This is a genomic window from Proteus sp. G2669, from assembly GCF_009915245.1.
Classification (GTDB): domain Bacteria; phylum Pseudomonadota; class Gammaproteobacteria; order Enterobacterales; family Enterobacteriaceae; genus Proteus.
In genome coordinates, this window is record NZ_JAABLX010000027.1 from 43044 (window position 1) to 69290 (window position 26247).

27 protein-coding genes and 1 pseudogene are annotated in these 26247 nt (G+C 36.0%); 11 read left to right on the forward strand and 17 right to left on the reverse strand.

Annotated features, from left to right (window positions below; translation table 11 throughout):
* Nucleotides 1-349 precede the first annotated feature (349 nt).
* Entirely contained in the window at nt 350-793 is a 444-nt protein-coding gene (locus tag GWI68_RS08645) for an isoprenylcysteine carboxylmethyltransferase family protein (RefSeq protein WP_109407605.1), read from the forward strand.
* A 15-nt stretch (nt 794-808) separates the two neighbouring features.
* Here GWI68_RS08645 and GWI68_RS08650 read toward each other — a convergent pair whose 3' ends face one another.
* Complete coding sequence (locus GWI68_RS08650) at nt 809-1792, reverse strand: endonuclease (RefSeq protein ID WP_166540017.1); 984 nt, start codon at nt 1790-1792, stop codon at nt 809-811.
* 253 nt (nt 1793-2045) lie between these two features.
* Between GWI68_RS08650 and GWI68_RS08655 the strand changes: the two genes are divergently transcribed.
* Entirely contained in the window at nt 2046-2228 is a 183-nt protein-coding gene (locus GWI68_RS08655; RefSeq protein WP_036912881.1) for a hypothetical protein, read from the forward strand.
* 4 nt (nt 2229-2232) lie between these two features.
* Here GWI68_RS08655 and GWI68_RS08660 read toward each other — a convergent pair whose 3' ends face one another.
* From GWI68_RS08660 to GWI68_RS08690, 7 genes are all read right to left on the reverse strand, one after another.
* Nucleotides 2233-2706, reverse strand: coding sequence for a threonine/serine exporter (locus GWI68_RS08660; RefSeq protein ID WP_176694679.1), 474 nt, complete (start codon nt 2704-2706; stop codon nt 2233-2235).
* Nucleotides 2697-3500: a threonine/serine exporter ThrE family protein gene (locus GWI68_RS08665; RefSeq protein WP_109407607.1), complete on the reverse strand. Its 804-nt coding sequence runs from the start codon at nt 3498-3500 to the stop codon at nt 2697-2699. Before GWI68_RS08665 ends, GWI68_RS08660 begins: the two co-directional genes overlap by 10 nt.
* Nucleotides 3501-3890: 390 nt before the next feature.
* Nucleotides 3891-4304 carry a hypothetical protein gene (locus GWI68_RS08670; RefSeq protein WP_166540018.1) on the reverse strand — a complete coding sequence of 138 codons (414 nt, stop codon included), beginning with the start codon at nt 4302-4304 and terminating at the stop codon, nt 3891-3893.
* 248 nt (nt 4305-4552) lie between these two features.
* Complete coding sequence (locus GWI68_RS08675; protein WP_109407609.1) at nt 4553-4990, reverse strand: universal stress protein; 438 nt, start codon at nt 4988-4990, stop codon at nt 4553-4555.
* 66 nt (nt 4991-5056) lie between these two features.
* The gene (locus GWI68_RS08680) at nt 5057-5395 is read right to left on the reverse strand and encodes a hypothetical protein (protein WP_109407610.1); all 339 of its coding nucleotides are present in this window, start codon (nt 5393-5395) and stop codon (nt 5057-5059) included.
* A 114-nt stretch (nt 5396-5509) separates the two neighbouring features.
* On the reverse strand, nt 5510-5938 hold the full coding sequence (locus GWI68_RS08685; protein ID WP_036912874.1) for a universal stress protein: 429 nt from the start codon (nt 5936-5938) through the stop codon (nt 5510-5512).
* 142 nt (nt 5939-6080) lie between these two features.
* Nucleotides 6081-6965: an NAD(P)H-hydrate dehydratase gene (locus GWI68_RS08690; protein ID WP_166540019.1), complete on the reverse strand. Its 885-nt coding sequence runs from the start codon at nt 6963-6965 to the stop codon at nt 6081-6083.
* 260 nt (nt 6966-7225) lie between these two features.
* Here GWI68_RS08690 and GWI68_RS08695 point away from each other — a divergent pair, with 260 nt between their 5' ends.
* From GWI68_RS08695 to GWI68_RS08710, 4 genes are all read left to right on the forward strand, one after another.
* Nucleotides 7226-7450, forward strand: a complete 225-nt coding sequence (locus tag GWI68_RS08695; RefSeq protein ID WP_269150440.1) for a DUF2594 family protein — start codon at nt 7226-7228, stop codon at nt 7448-7450.
* 729 nt (nt 7451-8179) lie between these two features.
* On the forward strand, nt 8180-8542 hold the full coding sequence (locus GWI68_RS08700; RefSeq protein ID WP_006536483.1) for a hypothetical protein: 363 nt from the start codon (nt 8180-8182) through the stop codon (nt 8540-8542).
* Nucleotides 8543-8857: 315 nt separating this feature from the next.
* The gene (gene hemB / locus GWI68_RS08705; RefSeq protein WP_072064069.1) at nt 8858-9835 is read left to right on the forward strand and encodes a porphobilinogen synthase; all 978 of its coding nucleotides are present in this window, start codon (nt 8858-8860) and stop codon (nt 9833-9835) included.
* A 171-nt stretch (nt 9836-10006) separates the two neighbouring features.
* Nucleotides 10007-10471: an HIT family protein gene (locus tag GWI68_RS08710; RefSeq protein WP_109407612.1), complete on the forward strand. Its 465-nt coding sequence runs from the start codon at nt 10007-10009 to the stop codon at nt 10469-10471.
* Nucleotides 10472-10583: 112 nt separating this feature from the next.
* Here the strand turns inward: GWI68_RS08710 and GWI68_RS08715 are convergent, their stop codons facing one another.
* Both GWI68_RS08715 and GWI68_RS08720 read right to left on the reverse strand, forming a co-directional pair.
* Nucleotides 10584-10928 (reverse strand): phosphotyrosine protein phosphatase, encoded by a 345-nt coding sequence (locus GWI68_RS08715; protein WP_166540020.1) that lies wholly within the window; start codon nt 10926-10928, stop codon nt 10584-10586.
* 2 nt (nt 10929-10930) lie between these two features.
* Nucleotides 10931-11149, reverse strand: a complete 219-nt coding sequence (locus GWI68_RS08720; protein ID WP_036912865.1) for a hypothetical protein — start codon at nt 11147-11149, stop codon at nt 10931-10933.
* Between the two features lie 289 nt (nt 11150-11438).
* On the opposite strand from GWI68_RS08720, the gene GWI68_RS08725 reads away from it, so the two are divergent.
* A complete protein-coding gene (locus GWI68_RS08725) occupies nt 11439-12179 on the forward strand; it encodes a hypothetical protein (protein ID WP_166540021.1) in 741 nt (246 codons plus the stop codon).
* Nucleotides 12180-12240: 61 nt separating this feature from the next.
* Here the strand turns inward: GWI68_RS08725 and GWI68_RS08730 are convergent, their stop codons facing one another.
* From GWI68_RS08730 to betI, 5 genes are all read right to left on the reverse strand, one after another.
* Nucleotides 12241-13518 carry a cytosine deaminase gene (locus GWI68_RS08730; RefSeq protein ID WP_166540022.1) on the reverse strand — a complete coding sequence of 426 codons (1278 nt, stop codon included), beginning with the start codon at nt 13516-13518 and terminating at the stop codon, nt 12241-12243.
* Nucleotides 13508-14758: a cytosine permease gene (gene codB / locus GWI68_RS08735; protein WP_166540023.1), complete on the reverse strand. Its 1251-nt coding sequence runs from the start codon at nt 14756-14758 to the stop codon at nt 13508-13510. Before codB ends, GWI68_RS08730 begins: the two co-directional genes overlap by 11 nt.
* 365 nt (nt 14759-15123) lie before the next feature.
* Nucleotides 15124-16803, reverse strand: a complete 1680-nt coding sequence (gene betA / locus GWI68_RS08740) for a choline dehydrogenase (RefSeq protein ID WP_166540024.1) — start codon at nt 16801-16803, stop codon at nt 15124-15126.
* A gap of 39 nt (nt 16804-16842) precedes the next feature.
* Nucleotides 16843-18318: a betaine-aldehyde dehydrogenase gene (gene betB, locus GWI68_RS08745; RefSeq protein ID WP_166540025.1), complete on the reverse strand. Its 1476-nt coding sequence runs from the start codon at nt 18316-18318 to the stop codon at nt 16843-16845.
* A gap of 24 nt (nt 18319-18342) precedes the next feature.
* Nucleotides 18343-18945, reverse strand: a complete 603-nt coding sequence (betI, locus tag GWI68_RS08750; RefSeq protein WP_109400562.1) for a transcriptional regulator BetI — start codon at nt 18943-18945, stop codon at nt 18343-18345.
* 209 nt (nt 18946-19154) lie between these two features.
* Here betI and GWI68_RS08755 point away from each other — a divergent pair, with 209 nt between their 5' ends.
* Nucleotides 19155-21197 (forward strand): choline transporter, encoded by a 2043-nt coding sequence (locus GWI68_RS08755; protein WP_109407622.1) that lies wholly within the window; start codon nt 19155-19157, stop codon nt 21195-21197.
* 62 nt (nt 21198-21259) lie between these two features.
* On the opposite strand, the gene GWI68_RS08760 is transcribed toward GWI68_RS08755, so the two are convergent.
* Nucleotides 21260-21874 carry a LysE family translocator gene (locus tag GWI68_RS08760; RefSeq protein ID WP_166540026.1) on the reverse strand — a complete coding sequence of 205 codons (615 nt, stop codon included), beginning with the start codon at nt 21872-21874 and terminating at the stop codon, nt 21260-21262.
* Nucleotides 21875-22076: 202 nt separating this feature from the next.
* On the opposite strand from GWI68_RS08760, the gene GWI68_RS08765 reads away from it, so the two are divergent.
* The gene (locus GWI68_RS08765) at nt 22077-22952 is read left to right on the forward strand and encodes a LysR family transcriptional regulator (RefSeq protein ID WP_166540027.1); all 876 of its coding nucleotides are present in this window, start codon (nt 22077-22079) and stop codon (nt 22950-22952) included.
* A gap of 159 nt (nt 22953-23111) precedes the next feature.
* On the forward strand, nt 23112-24269 hold the full coding sequence (locus GWI68_RS08770) for an aminotransferase class I/II-fold pyridoxal phosphate-dependent enzyme (RefSeq protein WP_166540028.1): 1158 nt from the start codon (nt 23112-23114) through the stop codon (nt 24267-24269).
* A 72-nt stretch (nt 24270-24341) separates the two neighbouring features.
* Here the strand turns inward: GWI68_RS08770 and GWI68_RS08775 are convergent, their stop codons facing one another.
* A complete protein-coding gene (locus tag GWI68_RS08775; protein ID WP_166540029.1) occupies nt 24342-25241 on the reverse strand; it encodes an endonuclease/exonuclease/phosphatase family protein in 900 nt (299 codons plus the stop codon).
* Between the two features lie 605 nt (nt 25242-25846).
* Here GWI68_RS08775 and GWI68_RS08780 point away from each other — a divergent pair.
* Nucleotides 25847-26247: pseudogene (locus tag GWI68_RS08780) on the forward strand (hypothetical protein); the annotation flags it as partial.

Here is a 26247-nt window from a genome sequence, read left to right on the forward strand (position 1 = left end):
GTGGTATTTACCCTTGTTAGTCTTCAAAAAGTCATCGACATCTCTATTTGTATTCCATTCGCTTACCGATGAGTCCCCTTCAGACTCTGTTTAGTCGCAGAAAACAAAAAAACCGGTCACAATCCTGAACATTAAACATCAATGAACGGTTGTTGCCGGTTTTCTGTGAGTAACGAGATATTTCCATTGCTTCTATCATTCATATTCCCCATCATGGAGTTAGAGTGAAAATTAACGAAGCTTTATGACAGTATAATGACAAAAGAAAAATATTTTCAATACTGAGTCGATCTATAACGAGATGAACTTAACATAAAAATAACAATAAATGTTATTTTAGGGGGAGTAAATGAATTTCTTACGATTACCTTTTATTTATTGGTTACTACTTAACCTAATTCCATTTATTGGTTTTGAACTTCATTCAGGCTCTCTGAATATGGGTTTCTTTTTTTATTTAGGTTTACTCACGATTACGACTTCTGGGATCTGGCTTTTTTATTGCCTCTCATTTTTTATTAAACAAAAAACATCTCCTAATCCCAATCACACACCTCGACAATTAGTGACAAGTGGCCCTTATAAAATTAGCCGTAATCCTATGTATCTCGGTTTTTTGGATATCAGTATTGGACTGTTTTTTATTTTTGGTAATTGGGGATTTTTGGGTGCTGCGATTGCGTTTTACTTTATTACTGATCGCTATACGATAGTACGTGAAGAAAAGATCTTAAGTGAGTTATTTCCACAAGCGTGGCAACAATATTGTCGCCACGTTCGTCGTTGGATGTAATCTCAATAATAACCCTTAAGGCTGTTTGCAATTATTTGCTAAACGATAACCAGCCTTAATAGCCTCATTTTCTGTTTTAAAGAAGACAGCATTTTTATCTGACATGGTTTTATAACCAGAGCAATGGGCAAAATGATAAATCTTGCTATTTATATTACCCTTAATACTTTCAGATTGTGCTGTACTTACTTGTTTAGGTGTTTCAGTTTTAGCTTTAGTGACAGGTGCATTATTTGTTGCAGATAATCCGGCACCACTATTTTTATGTCCTAATTGCCACTTCACTTCTCCCGTTACAAAAGGATTATGATATCCAACGACACGAGCAATGCGATTATCACGCTCTTTTTCCCATACCGTTGGTGGATAAGCCTTATCCCAAGCCATTAATAATTGTTGTTGCTGACGTGACATTGAGAGGTTATAGCGGTCATGTAAATAGAAATAGACCCTTGCTACTTGACCTTTCACTTCATTACGAGGCTCAAAGGTGCGTGAAGCAAAATCAACACGGCTACGACATTGGCCATATTGGTAAGACGCTTGAGCAGGTAATTGCCCAAAGCTGAAATTACTACGATCGCCATTAACTTCACCAATAGAAGGCGCTAAATTATGTAAATCAGCTTCGATCTTGCCAAACACAGGATCGTTTTTCACACAATTAGCTCTTCCTCCATTTTGCCAGCATTGACGCTGATGCCCAAACACCCATGCAGGAACAATATGTTCCCACTCAATACGTGCAGCTCTTGTTTGTTGTGTTCTTACTTGATAGCCACAACTAGCTAAATCAACACGACCACCTGATTTCCCTACCCATTCCCAATCACAGCCACAATAAATCGTTCCTTGTGATTTTTGATTTTGATCATAATAGATACGTTCTTTTGCTATCTCTTTTGCTTTTGTAAAATTTTCTGGCGCTTGTGCTTGAACATTTAATGTAAAAATAAATAAACCCAACACAACCGCAGTATAGTGTAATATTTTTCTCAAAGTGGTATCTGCCTTACGCTTTATTTTATTAAACCCAATAAGAATTATCTTTAATAACCAACTGATAATCTTATTTTTATTTTTCTTTATTTTACCTTTTTTAAATTTATTTTGGGCAATCTTTCTTACTATTTTTTATGTAAAAAATAAAACAATAAGCGTGAATGGGAATAGAAAAAGCCGTTATTCTCGACATTAACGCAAAAGGGATTTGCTATGGTTTAGTCCATCAATGATTTGGAGAAATTTAAAAATGAATGAGAATATGCTGAATTTGATGGATGAATTAGTCGAGATCACAAAAAAGCATGCGAATAACGAAGATGTTAAAGCGCATGCAAGTTTGGAGTCTGAAAACAAATTACGAATTCAAATTATTATTTCTGACAAAAATGAACTGGATATTACATTAAATTCACTACAACACGCGATGTAAGAAATTATACACTCGGACGCTTGCGATATAACCATAATCCCGGCAAGGATAGCCCGATAGAGAGCGCACCGACAATAAATGAAGCTTTAAGGAAATTAGTAACTAAAGCTTCAAAAATCTCCTCGCTATAACCGATTTGTGTTAATTTCACCACAGAGATCATCGCGATATAAGCATTAATTCCGGGGAACATTGGAATAACAGCCGCGACAGTGAAAACTTTAGGATGCGCAAGCCACCAACGTGACCATTGAATGCCAATACAACCGACTAAAATTGCAGCACAGAAACTTGCCCATTCAATATTCATTCCACTCATAATCAGTACAGTACGTGAGCCATGCCCTATTGCCCCTAATAACGCGCAATATTTTAAAGCACGTAAAGGTACATTAAATACCATTGCGAAACCCACCGCAGGAATGGCTGCTAAAATCATATCTTCAATAAGGGTAAGAATAATCGTTATTATGCCCAATCTCTTAACTCCCATACTGCCATGGCTAAAATAACCCCTAAACAGGTTGCCAATGTTAACATTGTTGCCATTGCCCAACGCGCTAAGCCCGTATTAACATGACCTTTAAACATATCAGCAACAGCATTAATTAAAGGAAATCCGGGAACCAGTAATAAAACACTGGCGGCCATTGAAATAGTTGCGGTTGTTTGAAAATAAGAGAGTTTTAATAATAAACCTGAAACAGATGTGGCAACAAAAGCGGTAATACAGAAATTAATTAGTGGATTCATTTGGCGATGCGTTAATACTTGGCGTACAAACATACCAAGACCGCCACCAATAGCTGAAACTAAAAAACCATCCCAATTGCCACCATTTAATTTAGAGAAACAGCCACAAGATAAGGCAACCATAAAAATAATCGCCCAACGTGGATAACGTAATGGTTTTATATGCTCAAAGCGTTTTCTTGCTTCATGGATATCTGCAAGGTGATGTTCAACTAAAATAACAATATGCTGAACTTCTGTCACAACATGCATATTAATGCCACGATCAACTATCTTTCGTGTTGATGTCTGGCAATGTCCATTAACTATCGTCGTTAATACAACGGCATTAGCAGAAATTGCACTTTCGACTTGATGTACACCTAAAGCTAAACCTAAACGGGTTGAAAGCTGTTCAACCAGCATACTTTCTGCGCCATGTTGCAATAGCAATAACGCAGTTTGAATACATAACTTGGTAATTTCACGCTGTTTATCTTGTGAAATGGCAGTGCAGTCCGCCATTATCTCATTATCCATACCATGCCTTAGTTTTAATCACAAACGAGCCATTGCTAATATAAAGTTTATCAGCATAGCTCATTTTTCGCTCTATTATCTTTCAATACTATTATGAACAAATAAAATATTTAAGGCAGTAGGTAGATCAATCTTTATTTACTCACTCGCTCATTCGTAGATTTCTTCTTTAGAAAAAACCATTAAATAATATGTGATCTAAATCATTCTAGGTATAGCTAGCCAATAAGTAGCGCTTTTAGGATACGAGCAATGGTATATAACTTGCGCTAATAGACGCCGTCGTCTATAACGCTGTAATTTGAAGTATGACGAGTATATAAAATAATAAAGGTGCCAAAATCGCTGGCACCTCAAATAGCTTTTTCGTCATTTTATAATGAAGTTTAATTACGCAACCAACTCATTAGCTTTAACATACGACTCATCCAGAGTTTCTGCAACAAATACGGGAACACCATAAACAGCTGAAATAACAGAAGAGAGTTGTACCAGTTGCTCTTTATCATTTTTTTGTGGATCAGCAGTCATTATCATACCAGCACAATATTCACTAAGAAGTGCCTTACCCTCTTTTAGCCAGCGTCTTACTGCTTTCATCCCTTCCATATCTTCTTTTTTATGCTCTTTCTCTTTTTTATTAATGGACGGATATACCAAAACAAATTTTTTCTTTTCGTTTAGTACTACATCCATTTCAGCTGTCCAATTGTTGGCATCTTCCAAAGTTTCTGGGAATATTTTCATAGTAACAACAGGAAATTGTCCAACATCCATGACAACAAAATTTTGGTTATTCAACATAATACTCATCTCTCATTAAAAAATAACAGTCTCTACTTTAGAATGCCTATCATTCTCAATCAATGAAGTTCCTTATGTTTGCATAAAAACCGCATTAATAAACAATTGCGCCCTATCTATATTTTTTATCTAGTATTGAAGTGAAAATGTATATCCAAAATAATAAATAATTTTTTATAAACTAAAGCAAAAAAGCCCCTAAATAAATAATTTAGGAGCTTTTACTATTTTTACTTTTATGAGAAATTTTAGCGGACAACTAAAACAGATTGCTTAGCATAAGCAACGATACCTGACGCATTTGAACCTAATAAGTGTGTTGAAATACTTGGACGACGTGAACCAATCACAATCAAATCAGCATTAATTTTTTCAGCTAGCTCTAAAACTTTATCTCTTGCAGAGCCAAATACGGCTGAATACTCAACTCGTTCATTAGGCAAATCGATACTATTAGCTAATTCTTGCAGTTGTTCTTGTACACGTTCAAGTGCTTTGTTGGCAAAAGAACTTAACATGTCATAGTGATAGCTATAGCTAATAGAAAAACGTGAAATATCAGGAATAGCATGAAAAAGATGCAGTTTCGCCCCTTCTAGTTTGGCAATATAAACTGCGTGTTGTAAGGCTTTTGTTGTTAACTCATCTTCTGAAATATCAACAGGTACTAGAATTGTCTTGTACATAGCAACTCCTCATTATCAGATTATTGTCTGTTTATTATTGTAGCGTTAAACCCACAGCTTGCTTATTTAATCTTCCTCAAGATGCCATTTATGCAATTGTCGATGAATAAACGGTGTGACAACCAGCCCAATTGATAAAATAAAAACACACTGAAGAAACAATCCATAAATTGCAATAAAAAAGCGCCCTGTTGGGGTTGCAGGTGCTGGCTCTACAGGTTGTCCACTCAGCATAGAAATTGCATTTAATGCGGACTCCATAAAGCTATGCCCTTCAATTAAATAGAATCCTAATACACCGGGTAATAACCCTAAAAAAAAGAAAATAGAGCCTATTACATAATAGCGTAAGATGCGTAGAATAAAATGATCGAGCCTTAAAAGTTCTTGGGTAAATTTTTCCATTCTTATTCACTCTATAGAGTGTCGATTCAATAAATGGCTTATTAAATAAATAAGATAAACTACGCAAAATAAGAATATGCTACGAGGAATACTCATAGCATATTAATGAATATATTAACGAACAACTAGCACTGAAATTTCCGCGTAACGAACTACGCCTGCAGCTGTAGAGCCTAATAAATGAGTGCTAATATTAGGTCTACGTGAGCCAATGACAATTAAGTCGGCTTGAATATCTTTTGCTGTAACTAAAATCTCATCACGAGGTGAGCCAAAAGTAACCGTATAAGCGACCTTTTCAGCAGGTAAATCCACCGAATCTACCAACATTTGCATATCATTTTCTGCTTTCACTGTCGCTTTATCTTTAATTTCTGGATAACCCAGTGAATAAGCATTAATGATTGCCGAAGAGATAGGAAGAACATGAATTAAATGTAAGTTAGCTCCCGTTTCTTTTGCTAAATACACTGCATGTCGTACTGCTTTACTGGTTAACTCTTCTTCTACAATATCAATAGGCACTAAAATCGTTTTATACATAATAACTCCTCTCAACTCTCCATTTACCTTAATCCTACCGCAATAACCCAAAGATTACTGTGAGTGAATTAACTAAAAACAATCTAATCTTAATATAAACCTACTTTAATTATTAATACGTTATACGAAAAAACAAAAGATCTTATTCAAAATAATCGGCATTATGTTTTTGTGTTCTCGCCCATATTTGATTACGAACATCGCGGACAGTATCAATCAATTCTGAAGCTGTTAAGCCTATTGGTCCAATACCTTTTTCAACTAAAATATCGGCAGCTATACCATGTATCCAAACCGCACTTTTAACTGCATCAGACATTACCATTCCTTGCGCTAAAAAACTCCCCATGATACCAGTTAATACATCCCCACTTCCTGCTGTTGATAATCCACTGTTACCTGTTCTATTAATTATTATCTCCCCTGTAGGAGAAGTAATAACTGTATGTTGTCCTTTGATTATTGCCCAACAGTGGTAAAGTTTTGCCACTTCTTTGGCTGCTTGTTCTCGGTTATTTTGAATATCACTCAATGTACAATTAAGTAAAATAGCGGCTTCTTTGGGATGTGGCGTTAATACACAATGTTGATTAAGTGAGATTTGTGATTTTAATTTTGCCATCAACACTAGCGCATCTGCATCAAAAACATAAGGCTGATTTTCATTCCGCTGAGCTAATACATTTAATAAAATATTTTCAGAATTTGCTGACAACCCCAACCCACAACCAACCGCCCAAGCAGAAATATCTTGCCTATCCACTAACTCAGACGCTGTTTTTAGCATGAGTTCTGGTGCACTATCAATAAAAGGAAGAGGAAGTTGTAACTGTGCGAAACCAAGAAAAATTTTTCCACAGCCCGCTTTTAATGCACTTTTACCAGCCAAGACAATGGCACCACTCATTCCTTCAGCGCTACCAATAATACCAATTGTTCCAAATGTACCTTTATGTGTATTTCCTGTTTTACGCTGATAAAGTGCAGGGTAATGTGTTATTGCATGTAATAGTTGCTCTTTTTTCATCTTATTCTCCTCCACCATTTCCTGCATTTTTTCTTATTATTAATCGCAATAGATATACAAACTCTCCTTCACGATTGATATTCAAAGTATAGCGTGATTTTAGTAAGTAAATGTGTGAGCTTACTATTTTGCCTAATTGTCACTCTAACGATCCCAATCTGATAAAATGCTTAAGGCTATACTATTCATCCCTCATCAAGACTTTGCTATTCTATCGGCCTAATTTGATATCATTGGCCAATTAAACACAAAGGAAGTAGATAATGAACGAAAAATTTAAAACACAAGCAGATGTTGAAACATTGGCAGAAGAAGTGGCTTGCTTAAAAACTCTTGTCACTTATATGTTAAAAGCATTAGGCCAAGCAGATGCAGGACGTATTATTTTAAATATTGAACGCGCGATTGCAGAAGTTGATGACGAAAAACAAGCAGAGACATTCCGTAATACTATTAGCCAAATTAAAACTGTTTATCGCCAATAATTTATTTATTTTGGATTGGGTACTAGTACATATTTTTATTCTATTTTCTGAACTTTTTGTGCTGCACAAATAAACAAAAATTAGTTTTAAATTTCTATATACTTAATCTCGAAATAAACCATTCTTTATTCATTTAGCTACCCCTCTATCTTTATAGAGGGGATTTTTTTCTCTTTCATCCCCATTTTTTAACTCTCCCATTAAAAAATTTTTCATATTTTATAAATGATAATTATTTTGTTTATTCATTATTTTAGCTAATAATCTGAATAATAGATTCTTTTTGTTAAGAATTTTTAATGTTATTTGAATTAGAGAAAAAGATAAAAAATCTTATACCTTTAGTGTGGTGATTACAAATTAACCTATAGAATACAGTAAATTAAGTTTAACTTAGTATTATAGGTTATCATTTTATCCTTATTTTTATATTTAATTCTCTATTTTTTATTATTAACGTAAATAAAAATCAACATCATAAAATGTAAATAAAGATAAATCCTAATATTATTAAATTTATGTTATTTTATTTATTGTTAATTATAATTTTCCTTTGAAAATAAAAAGCTAGCTTATTGTCCTTAAACACAATTATAGCTATGAAATTAGATTCAATCGGATTAAAAAAATTAACGTTTTATATTTTTTACACTTATTCTGATTTATCGTCATCCCTGTTTATATGTTACACTCAATGAGTACGTACCAAAAAATAAACATGAGGCTAAAATGAAACCACTTCTCTTATCTCTGCTATTATTGCCCGCAGTTGCTTTCGCTAACCCAACAAAAATGGCTGATGATTACTGCGATACTTTTAAAGATATCTCAATTAAAGCTTATGATACAAAAGAGCCAGCAGAGAAAATTGCCAAAGATGCAGTAGCCTCTTTAAATGCAAAGAAATTTGATTTTGCAAAATTAGAAGCAACTGAAGCACAATTTACTGAAGGCACTATCGAAGTTGTTAACTCTTTACGTGATGCAAAAGCTGAAATTGGTTCTCGAGCAGAATTCCAAGAAGGCCTAACTCAAATTGTTGCAGCTTGTAAAATTCAAATGATCTCTGCATTAGAAGAGCAAAAAAAATAATCTTCTCATTAAGAAATGAGTAGTAATCAATTTAAAGAGTAGAAATTATCCTGCTCTTTTTTATTTCGCCCTCTCCATCACTTATTCTTCTTACCTTTTGCTTTTCCCTTGCTTTTTTCTCTTTCTCTATAACTAACTCTCTATACTCTAAATAATTCGAGGAATCACTAGGAGCATACAATACGAATGGATCCAGTCACAACGCTACGGCTTGAAGTATGACGAGTATCAATTATAGAGTATCTATCTATCAATATTAAGGTTTATAATACCTCGGTAAATACTTGTTAGTACTGGCCATAAAAAGGAGATATTGTGAGCAACGAACAATCCATCCAGCGTTTAAGAAGACTACGCCAGTCAGAAAACCTGCGCGCTCTCTTTCAAGAAACAACCTTAACTAAAAATGATCTCGCTCTGCCTATTTTTGTTGAAGAAGGGCTTGATGATTATCAGCCTATTAAAAGTATGCCGGGTGTGGTTCGTATTCCTGAAAAGCGTCTTGCTTATGAAATTGAACGCATTGCCAAAGCTGGCATTAAAACTGTCATGACTTTTGGGGTATCCCATCATCTTGATGAAACTGGGAGTGATGCTTGGAAAAGTGATGGCTTAGTTTCTCGTATGTCTCGTATTTGTAAAGATGCAGTCCCAGAAATGATTGTGATGTCTGATACTTGTTTTTGTGAATACACTTCACATGGTCACTGTGGCGTTTTACATGGTGAACATGTTGATAATGATGAAACTATCTATAATTTAGGTCTTCAAGCTGTTGCAGCCGCGCAAGCTGGTGCAGATTTTATCGCTCCATCTGCAGCAATGGATGGACAAGTCGCCGCCATTCGTGCAGCACTTGATAAAGCAGGCTTTAGTGATACAGGCATTGTCTCTTATTCAACTAAATTCGCTTCCGCCTTATATGGTCCTTTCCGTGATGCAGCAGGCTCTCGTTTAATTGGTGATCGCAAAACTTATCAAATGAATCCAATGAATCGCCGTGAAGCTATCCGTGAATCATTAATTGATGAACAAGAAGGCGCTGATATGCTGATGGTAAAACCTGCAGGCGCTTATTTAGATATTATTCGCGATGTGCGTGAACGTACGTTATTACCTTTAGCTGCTTATCAAATCAGTGGTGAGTATGCCCAAATTAAATTTGCGGCATTAGCTGGTGCAATCGATGAAGATCGTGTGGTCATGGAAACTTTAGGTTCAATTAAACGTGCAGGAGCAGATTTAATTCTGTCTTACTTTGCACTTGATTTAGCTGAAAGAAACCTACTTTAATCATCTTATGCTCAAAATGATCTAAGGTGTATAAGGTACAGCTATACACAATGTTTCATTTGTGTACATACAGTAAAGAACTTGTTGAAGATGCTCTAAATAATTCAAGGTGTAGCTAGGCAACAACGCTACACTTTGAAATATGACGAGTAATTTTATTATGGGGCTACTATGGATAACTGTATTTTCTGTCAAATCGTAGCGGGAAAAGCACCTTGCCATAAAATTTGGGAAGATGATCACCACCTCGCTTTTCTCTCTATATTTCCTAATACCAAAGGCTTTACTGTTGTTATCCCTAAAAAACACTATCCAAGTTATGCGTTTGATTTAAGCGATGAAGCCTTAGCCTTACTCGTTATTGCGACCAAAAAAGTTGCTAAAATCTTGGATAAAACATTCCCTGATGTGTCTCGTTCAGGAATGTTTTTTGAAGGCTTTGGTGTTGATCATGTTCATAGTAAACTTAGTCCAATGCATGGTACTGGTGATATGACTAAATGGGCACCTATTGAAAATAAGCAGAAGATTTTCTTTGATAAATATCCGGGTTATCTTTCATCTCACGATTTTGAACGTGCGAGTGATGAAGAGCTTGCACAATTAGCAGCCTTGATCAGAAAAAACAATAAATAAATAAATACAACAAATAAAAATTTGACTTATTTTTTATACTCAAAGCTTTCAAATATAAAAAAACGCTCAGCCTTATATTTTAAGTTGAGCGTTTTTGATCAAGATAAATAAATTATTTAGTTGAAAGCTTTGCTTCCATCGGTAAATAAGGCTGAACTTTCTGTTCAAGGAGTTCAATTAATGCCGGATCATTAAAGCAATAATTATCAGGTATTCCCAATACATGGGCTTTTTTATAGCGCATGATTGCAGGAAAATGTGCAGATAAACGATTTAAATGTTTAGATTCCATGACAAGCACTAAATCAGCCCATTTTAGCAATTCATTATCAACAACACATTGTGCATCTTTGCGCGTACCTGCTGAAAGTGTATTAATTCCTTCTCTATCTGCAAACAATAGTTCAGCGGTTGGGCTTCGCCATTGGTTTTTACTGCAAATAAATAAGATATTCATTATTACTCACTATCAGATAATGCATTTAATCGACGCTGACTACGAGAAATTCTTGGATATTCAATTCCTAGTTGTGCAGCTCTGGTCATTTTGAGTGATCGAGTATATAAATTAGACCATTTTTTTTCTGGTTTAAACATCACTCGTGAACACCCCATTTCTTGATGTTTATTTTTGCGGTTAACACATTGGCGCCAACCACGATCTCTTTGTGTAGACATAAAAACCTCTCAGATTAAAGGGATAGCAGCCGCAGTAATACGGAGAGGGTCTAACCATATGTATAATACATGATAAAAATAAAATTCTAAACTTAATAATAAAAGATATCTTTTGTCTCTATACGCAATTATCCTTAATAATTAAATTATATTATTTAAAAATAGAAAAACAAAATATTATACTGAACATTTAATATAAAAAGAGAATAATGAACACAGTAACCATGGTGTTAAATAACTAACTGGTTTAATCTATTATCATTGAATAAATTTAACTCGAGAATAAAAAATGAAAAAAATAGTATTCTTCTTTTTCAGCTTATTAATTTTAAGTACCACTGGATGTGTAACAGGTGCTGTTTGGTATAGTAATCCTGTCGTAGGTTCAGAATACAAAAAACAGGCCAGTGTAAATGATAATATAGTAGGTGCTTTTGAATATAAAAATCTCAGAGTTAAATATAATCAAAATAATGAAAATCTAGCGCCCATTCAATTACCAGGATCTGGGTATGGGTTCTTAGGTGAAAATTATATTTATATACTAACTCAAGGTGCTGATGAACTAATGCAATTAAATGAAATCATTAAAACAATCCCATTGAAAGCATTTGATAATTCTGAAGGTATCATTAGACTAAAACTTACCAAAAAAAATGATAATGTCATTGAATTTAAAGAAAATTACCATGTTTATATCAGTAAAAAATTCACATTAACTGACAAACAAACAGAAGTATTAAAAAATTTAGGATTTAAAGAAACACGTAATTCTGATGACAGTTCATGGGTGAAAACAATACCTATCAAAGGATATGTATTCCAGAAAGACGTTATGGAAATGCCTGCGACATTGAAAGACAAATTAAACGAAAATTATAAAGTCGAACTGTATACTTATGAAAAGAGCAACTCATTTAAACCAGGTAATTTAGCTAGTAATATTATCATTACCCCACTCACGCTTGTGGCAGATGTGATCGCTACCCCTGTGATTATGTTGGCCTTTTCGGATTATATTTGGCGATAAAAAATTTGGTGATAATGGATCAGTTATTATTTACTGATCCATTATTAAGATAAATTAAAAATTACTTGTAAGTAATTCGAGTTGGCTTATCTAACATAATTTCTGTTTTTGCTGGCTCTGTTTGTGCAATAACTTTACCTTGGCGAATAGAATAACGCACAGGTACTTGACGACGTAAAGCATCAAATCCGTTATCTGCTGGCAGAATAATAAAGTTTGCACTATTTCCTACTTCAACACCATAATCCGTTAACGCCAATGTTTTAGCACTATTATGACTAATCAACTGTAATCCATTATCAATTTGGCCATAGCCCATTAATTGGCAAACATGCAATCCCATATGTAAGACTTGGAGCATATTTGCCGTACCTAATGGATACCAAGGATCAAAGACATCATCATGACCAAAACAGACATTAATATTACTTTCTAGCATCTCTTTTACGCGAGTAATACCACGACGTTTTGGATAAGTATCAAAGCGTCCTTGCAAGTGAATATTAACCAAAGGATTAGCCACAAAGTTAATGCCAGACATTCTTAATAGTCGGAATAAACGTGAAGTATAAGCCCCATTATAAGAATGCATTGCGGTTGTATGACTTGCAGTCACTCTTGAACCCATATTTTCTTTATGGGCTAAAGCCGCAACAGTTTCAACAAAGCGCGATTGTTCATCATCAATTTCATCGCAATGAACATCTATTAAACGATCATACTTTTGTGCTAAAGCGAAGGTTTTATGCAGAGATTCAACACCATATTCACGCGTAAATTCAAAGTGAGGGATCGCACCGACAACATCTGCGCCTAGCTTTAATGCTTCTTCTAATAAAGCTTCGCCATTAGGGTAAGATAAAATACCTTCTTGAGGAAAAGCGACTATTTGTAAATCAACCCAAGGTTTTATTTCTTCTTTTACTTCCAACATTGCTTTTAATGCTGTAAGTGAAGCATCTGAAACATCCACATGTGTTCTAACATGCTGAATACCATTAGCAATTTGCCATTGCAATGTTTGCCATGCACGTTGTTTAACATCATCATGTGTTAACAATGCTTTTCGCTCTGCCCAACGCTCGATACCTTCAAATAACGTACCTGATTGATTCCAGTTCGGTTGCCCTGCAGTTTGTGTAGTATCTAAATGAATATGAGGTTCAACAAAAGGCGCATGAACCAATCCGCCTTGAGCATCTAAGGCATCAGGATGAAAATCATTTTCAGGTTGAGATGCAATGGCTTCAATTTTGTTATTTTTTAGCGTAATGCGCCATAAACCTTCTTTTCCAACTAGACGAGCATGGTTAATTTGTTCGATATTTTTACCCAGCATGACTTATCTCCGCTTGTCGAGCTGTACGACGATTTAATATTGGATTTAACACAGCGTAACTTATTGCTCCCCCCAACACGGCATTAACAGGCACGATACCTGGTAACCAATGCCCTGCCATAATGCCAATGGCAACAGCGAGTAGCGCCACCCAGTTAACCGATTGCATTGTAGCAACATTAAAGGAGTTATAGCGTGCTTTATTCATCAGATAATCTGCAATAATAACACCTCCTACTGGTGGAATTGCTGCAGATAAAAAGGTAAGCCAACCAACAAAGTTATTATAAAGCCATAATGCACACAGCGTACCAATGATACCGTTTATTACTGAAAGTTTTTTGCTTGATAAACCAGTGATATTGGCAAAACCTAATCCTGATGCATATAACGCGTTGTCATTCGTTGTCCAGATATTTAAACCTAGCACCACGATAGCCGGAAGTAATAATCCTTGCGCAATCATCACATCAGAAATATCTGCCATTCCCAGTGAAGCCGCACCAGCCGCACCAAAGACAAACATCAAGGTATTTCCTAAGAAGAAAGCAATAATGGCGACAATGACAGCAACTTTAGGGTTTCGTCCAAAACGGACAAAATCAGCAGTCAGTGTACCCGCACTAATAAACGATCCAACAACCATTGCTAACGCTAAATTAAAATCTAATGGCTGAGCCGGTTTTATCGCCATTAGTGTCGAAAGTCCCCCCATATCATGTACCGCAAGATAAACAGAGTAACTTCCGAGAATAGCGATAGCAGGAACTGCGATGATAGAGAGAATAGTGAGAGCAGAAATACCGAAGAATACTGTGATGGTCATTAAAATGCCGGAAATGGCGATAAGAAGATTGATATCAATACCAGTGGCTTTTCCTACCGGAATGGCAAACATTGCCACCCCCACACCAAACCAACCAACTTGAGTACCACCGAGTAAAAATGAGGGAAGCCAAGAACCTTTAATACCGAAAGAGTAACGCGCGAGGAGATGAGTAGTAAGACCTGTTTTTGAACCAATGAAACCAAGAAATGCGGTGTAGATACCAAGAAGAAGATTACCAATTAGAACTGCGAGGAAGAAATCATTAAAGGAAAGACCAGTACCAAGAGCGCCGCCAGTCCACATACTGGCTGAAAAAAACGTTAATCCCAACATCACAAAGGTTAACGCCAATCCCCCCTTTCTTGCGGATATGGGCACTGGGCCCTGACTATAATTGTTGTCCTGAGACACTTTAACCCCCTATTAATTTCACCAGGCCAAAAAAATCTGACGAATTCTATCTGCATAAAAATATTATGCAAACGTTTTCGTCGTCTGTTTATTATAATTAATGGAATGCTTCAATTATGGAGTGTTGATATTCATCACAGAAATGGCAGAAAAATTGTTGTTTTACTTGAATTTATCCCGTTATTTTGAATTTCTTTTATAAAGTGATTTTATTTAGAAATACTTATGATAAAAATTAATCATATTTTTTCCTGAATATTTAGATTTTATATAAATAATTTTTATATAACTTCAAGGTCAACAAAGAGAAAATAATGATGAAAAGACAAAAAAGGAATTTACATTCCTCTTTTGTCTGCCCTGATTTATAGGCTTAGATTCGTTTTTCTTGCAGCTTGATCACCTGCAATATAATATTTAGCCTGACTTTTAGGTAAAGATTTAATTCCTCTCACCTTATCAGCTAACTTTTCTGCAATCATAATTGTAGTCGCATTCAAATTCCCAGTGATTATTAGTGGCATAATAGATGCATCAATAACTCTTAAGTTTTCTATGCCGTGTACTCGACCTTCCCCATCGACAACTGCCATTTCATCCGTTCCCATTTTACATGTGCCACAAGGATGAAATGCTGTTTCAGCACGTTCTCTAACAAAAGCATCAAGTTGTTCATCATTTTGAATATGTTTACCTGGGCTAATTTCTTCGCCACGATAAGCATCTAATGCTGGTTGTGCCATTATTTCTCGCGTAATACGGATAGCGGAGCGAAACTCTTCCCAATCTTGTTCTGTGGACATGTAATTAAATAAAATATTGGGATGTTGATGAGGATCTGTAGAAGCTAATTTTACTCGCCCGCGACTGGGTGAACGCATAGAGCCTACATGAGCTTGGAAACCATGCACTTTTACTGCATTGGTGCCATTATAATTAATGGCAACGGGTAGAAAATGGAATTGAATATTAGGCCACGCAAACTTTTCGCTAGAGCGAATAAATCCCCCCGCTTCAAATTGATTGCTTGCACCGATCCCTGTTCCTTGAAATAGCCATTGCGCACCAATCTTAGGCTGGTTATACCATTTTAAAGCAGGATAAAGTGAAACGGGCTTTTTACATTCATACTGCAAATACATTTCTAAGTGATCTTGCAGATTTTCCCCAACTCCAGGTAATACATGTACTGGCTGAATATTAAATTCGTTTAATACTTTGTCAGGCCCAACACCAGAACGTTGCAAAATTTGGGGCGAAGCAATTGCACCCGCGCAAAGTAATACTTCTCGATTGGCTTTAACACGATGAGGTGTGGTATTTTCGCCTGAAAAATAACGGACACCCACTGCTTTTTTACCTTCAAACTCAATAATATCAGTCGTTGCATGTGTCTCTATCGTCAAGTTTTTACGCACTTTTGCTTGATCAAGATAGCCTCTTGCTGTACTTGCTCGACGACCTTTAGGTGTGACGGTTCTATCCATCGGGCCAAAACCCTCTTGCTGATAGCCGTTAAGATCAATCGTTTTTGGGTATCCTGCTTGTACACCCGCCTCAATCATTGCTTTAAATAAGATATTATTGCCTTTTTTCGGCGTAGCCACACTTACAGGACCTTTATCACCATGATAATCATTAGCGCCAATATCTCGACTTTCTGCCTTACGAAAATAAGGTAAACAGCTTAAGTAATCCCACTCTTCAAGGCCAGGTAATTTAGCCCAACCATCAAAGTCCATCGCATTACCACGGATATAGCACATACCATTAATTAATGATGAGCCACCAAGCCCTTTCCCTCGGCCACATTCCATGCGTCGGTTATTCATATAAGGTTCAGGCTCTGTTTCATAAGCCCAATTATATCGCCTACCTTGTAATGGATAGGCTAATGCCGCTGGCATTTGTGTACGAAAATCGAACCTGTAGTCCGGACCTCCAGCTTCAAGGAGCAGCACAGTAACTTCAGGATCTTCTGTCAAGCGGGTAGCAAGAACGTTACCGGCTGAACCAGCACCGATAATAATGTAGTCATAGACCATTGTTATCTCCTCTGTTTCAGTCATTAAAAAAAGAATGGATTAAAAAACGGATGAAAACTCCCCAAGTTCAACTTGAATAGATTTTATTTGAGTATAATTCTGTAGTGTAACAAGCCCATTTTCACGTCCCACACCAGAATGTTTATAGCCACCAACTGGCATTTCTGCAGGAGACTCGCCCCATGTATTGATCCAACAAATTCCGGCTTCCAATTGGTGAATAACACGGTGAGCTGTTGTGAGATCTTTGGTGACAAGACCTGCGGCCAAACCATAAACGCTATTATTTGCGCGTAAAACCACTTCATCTTCAGTTTGATAACTAAGAATACTCATCACAGGACCGAATATTTCATCTTGTGTGATATTCATATCATCGGTGCAATCTGTGAAAACAGTAGGTGCAACATAAGCACCTTGAGCAAAATTTCCTTCTAATAAACGATGACCACCACAAAGTAATCTTGCCCCTTGAGCTTTACCTAACTCAATATAATTCAAGACTTTTTCAAGATGAGGAAAACTGACCAGTGGGCCAAAATTGGTGTCCATTTCAAGAGGAGCGCCGATCCTAATACGTGATACGCGCTCTATAATTTTTGCTTCAAATGCAGGTTTTAATCTTTCAGGAACAAAGACACGAGTGCCATTGGTACACACCTGCCCTGAACTATAAAAATTCGCCATCATCGCAATATCAGCAGCGGTATCTAAATCTGCATCATCAAAAATAATTAAAGGTGACTTTCCACCAAGTTCCATGGTTACTTCTTTCAAACTTGAAGCAGACGCATTTGCCATCACCTTTTTACCCGTTTCAATTCCTCCAGTAAAAGAAACTTTCGCGATATCAGGATGCAGTGTTAACCATTGCCCCACATTCGCTTTTCCTGTAACAACGTTAAAAACGCCCTTTGGCACCCCTGCCTCGGTGTATATTTCGGCAAGTTTTAATGCTGTTAATGAAGTCATCTCACTTGGTTTAAAGATCATTGCATTACCTGCGGCAAGTGCAGGTGCAGATTTCCACAACGCTATTTGAATGGGGTAATTCCATGCACCGATACCAGCAACAACTCCCAATGGCTCGCGGCGAGTGTAAGCAAAAGCGGTTTCTCTAAGTGGAATTTGCTCTCCTTCAAGTGCAGGAATAAGACCTGCGTAATACTCTAAAACATCAGCGCCCGTCACAATATCAACATAGCGTGTTTCAGATAGCGGTTTGCCTGTATCTAAGGTTTCTAAATGAGCCAATTCATCATTACGTTCACGTAAAATATCAACAGCGCGTCGTAAAATTCGAGAGCGTTCCATAGCCGTCATCGCACGCCAAATTTTTTGCCCTTGTTTTGCGCTCTCTACAGCCCAATTGATATCTTCTTCACTTGCAGACTGTAAATGGGCGATCACTTCGCCATTAGCTGGGTTAATCGCTTCAAATTGTTCACACTCCGGTTGTGCGCAATCAACATATCCACCATGAATATAGAGTTTATGTAACGGTGGGTTTGGCATAGTTTCTCCTTTATTATTAGTTTCTTAAGTCTTTATTTGACTCCGATTTGTCAGTTGCATATCGATATATTCATTAGTAATGGTTTTGGCCTCTTCAAGAGAGAATGGTGCATTACTTAACGCACTTCGTAGCCATAAACCATCTATTAATGCGGCTAAACCTTTCGCAGCCAAACGTGCTTGATCTTTAGTAAGAACGCGCCCAAACTCGTAACTTAAATTGGAATAAAGCCTTCTATCATTGACCTTTTGTAGACGATTCAAATTAGGCTGATGCATACTACTTGCCCAAAATGCTAGCCATGTTTTCATTGCCGCTTCACTGGTTTGAGTAGTATCAAAGTTACCTTCAACAATAGCTTGGATACGTAGCTTAGGTGTTGCATCGCTTAACATTCTTAAACGTATCGCCACCGCAAAACCCAATTGATACTGGATATGGCGCATGGCAGCTTCCAACAATCCATTTTTATCACGAAAGTAGTGACTAATAATGCCGTTAGAAACACCGGCTTTTCGAGCTATCAATGCGATGCTCGCCTCTTGCATTCCAACCTCATTAATCACTGCTAACGTTGCTTGGATTAATTGCTGTTTACGTATCGACTGCATTCCTATCTTCGGCATGTTTTAAAGACCTAAAAAATACATTGAACACATTCATTAAACGTTTTTTTAATTGAACATTCAATCAATATTAACTATTGTTTATCACAATTAATTTACATTTAGATATAGGAGGATATTGTGAAAATTTGAATCTTTGCAACTAATTCAATTAGTTAACAAAGAATGCAACTTTTAACTTTTAGGTAAATAATTTTTTGGAATTTCTGATGACAACTCTTAACAGCACAAAAAAACCACAGAAAGACAAGCTCAATTCTGTCGTTTTTTTCGCTTCAGCAACGCTGATTTTAGCGTTTTCTTTTTTCACTATTTTGATGACAGAAACAGCAAATACATGGATTGTGGCAACACTGGGATGGGTATCAAAAACCTTTGGTTGGTACTATCTATTAGCAGCAACGTTATACATCGTTTTTGTTATTTTTGTTGCCACATCTCGTTTTGGAAATATCAAATTAGGGCCTGAACAATCAAAACCTGAATTTAGTGTTTTAAGTTGGTCTGCGATGTTATTTGCAGCCGGTATTGGGATTGATTTGATGTTTTTCTCTGTAGCAGAGCCGATTACACAATATATGTTACCGCCAACCGGCGAAGGTGAAACAATAGAAGCAGCCCGTCAGTCGATGGTGTGGACTTTATTCCACTATGGCCTGACGGGCTGGTCTATGTATGCACTTATTGGTATCGCTTTGGGCTATTTTAGCTATCGTTACAATTTGCCATTAACCATACGCTCTGCACTTTATCCTATCTTTGGAAATCGTATTTATGGCCCAATTGGTCATACAGTTGATATTGCTGCGGTATTAGGCACCATTTTTGGTATTGCAACAACCTTAGGTATTGGTGTTGTACAACTTAATTATGGGCTAAAAGTTCTTTTTGATTTACCCCAAGGATTGAGCGTTCAAGGCGGATTAATTCTATTATCTGTTATTATGGCCGTTATTTCTGCAACATCGGGCGTTAACAAAGGGATCAGGATTTTATCTGAATTAAATGTATTACTCGCATTGGGGCTTATTTTATTTATCTTATTTGCAGGTGATACTGAGTTTTTATTAAATGCACTGGTATTAAATGTCGGTGATTACACTAATCGTTTTTTAGGCATGACATTAAATAGTTTTGCATTTGATAGACCAACGGATTGGATGAATAGCTGGACACTGTTTTTCTGGGCTTGGTGGGTTGCATGGTCACCTTTTGTTGGACTCTTTTTAGCTCGTATTTCAAGAGGACGAACAATTCGACAATTCGTCATAGGTACCTTAATTATTCCCTTTGTTTTTACACTGTTATGGTTATCCATTTTTGGGAATAGCGCTTTATATGAAGTGATCCATGGCAATAAAGCACTCGCACAAACAGTATTAGAAGCACCCGAAAAAGGATTCTATTCATTATTAGAACTCTATCCCGGTTTTGGTTTAACGGCTTCTGTCGCCACAATTACGGGATTATTATTTTATGTCACTTCTGCCGATTCTGGTTCATTAGTATTAGGCAATTTCACCTCTCAATTAAGCCATGTTAATAACGACGCCCCCAATTGGCTTCGCATTTTCTGGTCTATTGCCATTGGTTTATTAACGTTAGGTATGTTAATGGCAGATGGTATTTCTGCCTTACAAAACACAACTATAATAATGGGATTACCCTTTAGCTTTGTTATTTTCTTTATTATGGCAGGACTTTATAAATCATTAAAAGTCGAAGATTTTAGACGTGTTAGTTCGCTAAATACCAATGCGCCTGCACCACTTTATGGTAATACTACGATGAATTGGAAACAGCGTTTAGGGCGGGTTATGAATTTCCCAGGAACGACCTATACACAACGCATGTTAGATTTAACCTGTATGCCAGCAATGCAAGATGTGGCTAAAGAACTTTTATTACGTGGTGCAAAAGTTGAATTCAATTATTATCCAATTGAAGATAATGAACGTTTACATCATTTAGAGCTTGTGGTCGATCTTGACCAAGAGCAAAATTTTATTTATCAAATTTGGCCACAAAAATATTCAGTACCAGCATTCACTTATCGTGCTCGTCGAGGTAAATCAGATTATTACCGTTTAGAGACCTATTTATGGGAAGGTACCCAAGGAAATGACTTAATGGATTACACCAAAGAACAGGTAATTACTGATATTTTAGACCAATATGAAAAACATCTGAACTTTATTCATCTTAGTCGTGAAGCTCCAGGATCGACATTAACTTTCCCTGAGTCAAATTAAATCGTAACTTAAAATAAAAAAAGGAGATCGTTATTTGATCTCCTTTTCATTTGATTAATTTTCTACTTCACTGAAATAAACAATAGCCCTATACCTAAAAGAATTAATAACACACCAATAATTTTATCTGCCATTTTTTGATGTGAAAGTATTTTTGTGCGTAATAAAGGCGTAGAGAAAAATAACGCAACACAACTAAACCAAACCCAATGAGCAACAGAGATAAACATACCATAAGAAAGATTTATCCAGAGTGGATTACTCAAATTAGCCACTTGTGTATACAGCGCAATAACAAATAACATCGTTTTAGGGTTTAGTGCATTCGTTAAAAAACCAACACGTAATGCCTGAAACGCACTAGGGGCCGAATTTACCGCATTCTCAACCGTCAATTGTGTTTTATTCGTTAATGACTTAGAGCCTAAATAAATTAAATACCCCACCCCTAATAATTTCATTATAAAAAAAAGTGTCGGCGACTCTGTAATAATAAAAGAAACACCAAATACAGTATAAAAGACATGGATCTGAACACCAATCGCAATACCGATTGCTGTAATCAGCCCAACTCTCACACCATAGGAATAACTATTTTTTGTCACCATAGCAAAATCAGGGCCCGGGCTAATAACCGCCAATATTGTGATCATCGCGACAGCAATTAGCTCACTCATTTCTTTCCTTACTTTCACATTTGAGTTGATTACATGTAATAAAAAGTGACATAAAATAAGATTTTATTTGAATAAAAAACTTATTTAATCCACCTAACCTCTCTATTTTGCTAATTTGACTAAAAATAAAAAGCGATTTATCTTGCAGTATATCTGTAATTTTTAATCGTCTATTTTATTACTCACTTTATGGCTTATTTTTATGAAAATGCCTTCTTTAACATCCTTACGTTTTTTTAATAGCGCGGCAAAAACAGGCAGTTTTGTCAGTGCTGCGGAGCAACTTCATGTTACACACAGTGCAGTAAGCCGACAAATACGGCTATTAGAAGATGAATTAGGCATTGCTTTATTTGAACGCCGTAATCGTGCAGTTTATTTAAATGAAGCTGGTCAGTATTTATATAAAACAACGTCAGCAATATTTGAACAACTTGAAGAAACCGTCACCCATTTGCGCTCTCCTTTAAATAACCCCGTGTTAGTGGTTTCATGCGAACCTACTATTGCCATGAAATGGCTAATTCCGCGCCTTTCTCATTTTTATGCGTTACACCCTGAAATCACGTTGCACTTAGTTGCCGCTGGTGGTGCAATTGATTTTAATAAAGAAGGTGTCGATTTAGCGTTTAGACGAAATGATTTTTTTTGGAGCAAGAATATTTATGCAACCAAGATTTGTGATGAAAAAATAGGTGCTGTTGTAAAGTCTAATAATATCCATCATTCAAATAAGCAATTAACAACGCTCTCTCGTCCCCAAGCTTGGCAAGATTGGTATCAATATTCAGGTATACAATCTACTTATACCCATACTAGTCAGTATGAGCATTTTTATCTTGCTATTCAGGCTACCCTTGCTGGGTTAGGTACGACCATTGCCTCTTTTCTTATGGTACAAGATGAATTAAAAGATCAACAACTTATCGCCACACATGGCTTTGTTAAAGATAACTCAAGCTACTACTTGCTCTCTCCAAGCGAAATCATGCACGACTCAAAGCAGGATAAGTTTAAAAACTGGCTCATTGCTGAAGCGGAAAAATGTGCAATAGAGACTGAAAGATCACGGGGATAATCCTATTTTTATCTCAAAAATACTCGACTATCTGTTTGCTCCCATAAGAACAAGATGAATAAATAATTATTTTTTTATCATATTTATTTACTTCTATCTTTTTTTTAGTAATCTATGAGAACTAATAAAACATAGAATAAGTTACCTGGGAAACATCACATGAATCGTCGTTCATTCTTAACATCATCAAGCTTAGTGATTGGGGGTCTTTCATTAAGTTCTTTTGTTAGCTCTGCTTATGCCAATGAATCATTGAAAAACAAATTGGTTTTTAACGCAGAAAATCCGCTATTACTTAACTTTAATGAAAACTCATTAGGCATGTCGCCTAACGCTCAAAAAGCAATTATTGATGCCTTACCTAATGCATTTAGATATCCAGATGATGCACGTAGCGCATTAATTAGCGAATTAGGGAAAGAATTTAAACTTTCAGATAAACATATCACTTTGGGTAATGGCTCATCTGAGACAATTCAAGCAGCCGTTCAATTTGTAGCCAACAAAGCTCAAAAAGAAGGTAAAGCGGTTCAACTTATTGTTCCTGATCCAACATTTAACTATGCCGAGCTTTATGCAGAACCTTTAGGGGTAAAAATCGTTAAAATTCCTGTTGATAGTACTCTGGCTTTTGATTTAGCTACTATGCAAAAAAAAGCACAGGAGTTTGATGGTATTAGCATGGTTTACTTATGTAATCCAAACAACCCTACAGCAATGCTAACGCCTACCTCAGAATTATCGAACTGGGTAAAATCAGCAAAAGAGAATGTCTTTTTTATTATTGATGAAGCTTACGCTGAGTTTGTTTCAACACCTGAATTTATCAGTGCAATTTCGTTAGTTGTTGCAGGATATAAAAATCTGATTGTCGCCCGTACTTTCTCAAAAATTTATGCCTTAGCCGGATTACGTGTAGGTTATGGCGTTGCCGTCCCAGAAGTAATCTCACAAATTGATGCCTTTGTTTCTATTGATAATACTAATACTGCAGGTGCAGTTGCCGCATTAGCCTCACTGAAAGATAAAGCTTATGTGGAATATAGCCGTAAATCGATTGATGTTTCACGTCAGATGGTCGTGGATGCCTTAAAAGAGTTGAATATTGAATACGCACCTTCTCATGCAAACTTTATATTCCATAAAGTTAAAGGCGATGTAAAAACCTATCAAAATAGAATGAAAGAGGCGAATATTATGGTCGGCCGTGAATTTCCACCTGCTTTTGGTTGGAGTCGTTTAACTTTAGGCACACCAGAAGAAATGAGCTATTTCGTCATTACATTAAAAGCCTTTAGAGCTAAAGGTTGGATTTAATCTGATTTAATGCTTATTTTATTGGTTGATGAATAACGCCCTTGAAAATAATATCGAGGGCGTTTTTATTTATTACTGTTCTTGTAACTCTAGTTCTGCAATAACAGGAAGATGATCACTTGCATCTGACCATTTAAATGTTGCTGAATCTTGTGGGATGGTCATATTTTTGATATCCCAAACCTGACCTTTAAAGGTAAAGATATGGTCGATATCGATGGCTGGATTAATTGCTGGCCATGTACGTTTATCACTATTTGGTTTTTCAACAGGGTTCCAAAAATAGTTAATTTCTTGGATTGGTTGCTCATTGGCAGTAGAGTTAAAATCACCTGCCAATATTTTTATTGATGTTGAAATATTATCAAAGCTTGTCTCTGTATCGCCAATTGCAGCATCTAATATATGTCTTACTTGACCGATACGAATAGTGGGATCTTTTTGCCAATCAAGGTGTGTTCCCATAATAATAATCGGTGAATCAAACCCTGGTTTAGTAATCTGTGATAATAAAACAATACGTTGTTCTGCATTACCTGAAGGCAGATTAACGACCTGTGATTTATCAATTTTGTATTTTGATAAAATACCAACACCATATTGCCCACCATCAAAATCGAGCGCTTTGCCAAAAGCAAACTGCATATTATTGGCTTTTGCTAACTCTTCAAGCTGGTTAATATTTTTACTACGTGCCGTTTTATTATCAACTTCAGTGACAACAATGACTTCTGCATCGATATTTTTGATTGCTTGGTTAAGCTTGTCAAAATTGGTGACATCCGCTGAAACTTCATTTTTACCGATATTATAGGTAGCTACTTTCAATGTCGGTTTATTATTTTGATACACCTTATTGGGTGTACCGCCTGATTGTACAGCAAGGATTTCTGATCCTGTGGTATTCGCTACTGCCATTGATGACAGTAATACACCAGTGCTGACTAGGATAGATATTGCACTTTTTTTCATGATTTCCCCGAAAAATAAACAGAATGCTAATGGATGGTCAACAATAAACTATCACACTGAAAATATGACGCAGTGATACAATCCACAAAGTTATTTCGAGATGCAAAAAATCAACCTGATATTGTGGCATTAAAAGCCCTTAGAGCTAAAGGGTAGGTTTAGTCAGATAATAATATCACTATAAAATAGTACCAATTTTATTTACTTTTAATTTTCAAATAGTATTCCATCACGTCATAAATACTTAATATTATTTTTAATTTATTATTTAAAATGAAAACAATGACATTTACTATCTCTAATATTTTAATTCAATATATTAAAGACTAATGACATTAATTTGGATTACGTATTATTACTGGAGTGAAAATTTATTTTTTGTGAATTTCTTCTTAAGAATAAAATCAACACATTGATAATTAGCACCTTGCTTGCTATAACTAAAATTATCGAATAAAAATATAACTTTCAGTTTAAAGACAACAAATAAATTTTATTATCTTTAAAAATGAATAAATAAGATCTTTTTTATCCTTTTCTGAAACATGGTTATAACCACCAAGGACAGCAATATTATTGAATCAGCATCACGAAAAGGATAACCCATGTTATTACATCAACTGAAATTTCCCTTACTGTTTATTTTAAGTGCCTCGTTATTAACTGGCTGTCTATCCTTAAAAGAAAAAGCCGCGATTAAAGCGGAACAAGATAGAGCCGAACAACAGCGTTTAATTGACGAAGAAATTAAAAGTTATGGCCCTCCCACCGTGATTTATCGTATTGATGACCATCGTTTTTTTACCTTAGAGAAATATAATGAAAGGCGAGAAGGGATCACTTATTACAACAATACAAAAAACAATATCCATCAAGAAATATTATACGGATCAGCTTGTTTATACCAAGGACGCCTTATTTGGGCAACTGAACGCGATGATGCTTTAGTTTTCCCTGCGGTACTGAGTCGAAGAACAGATCAATGCGCAGGCACTAAATGGGGTTG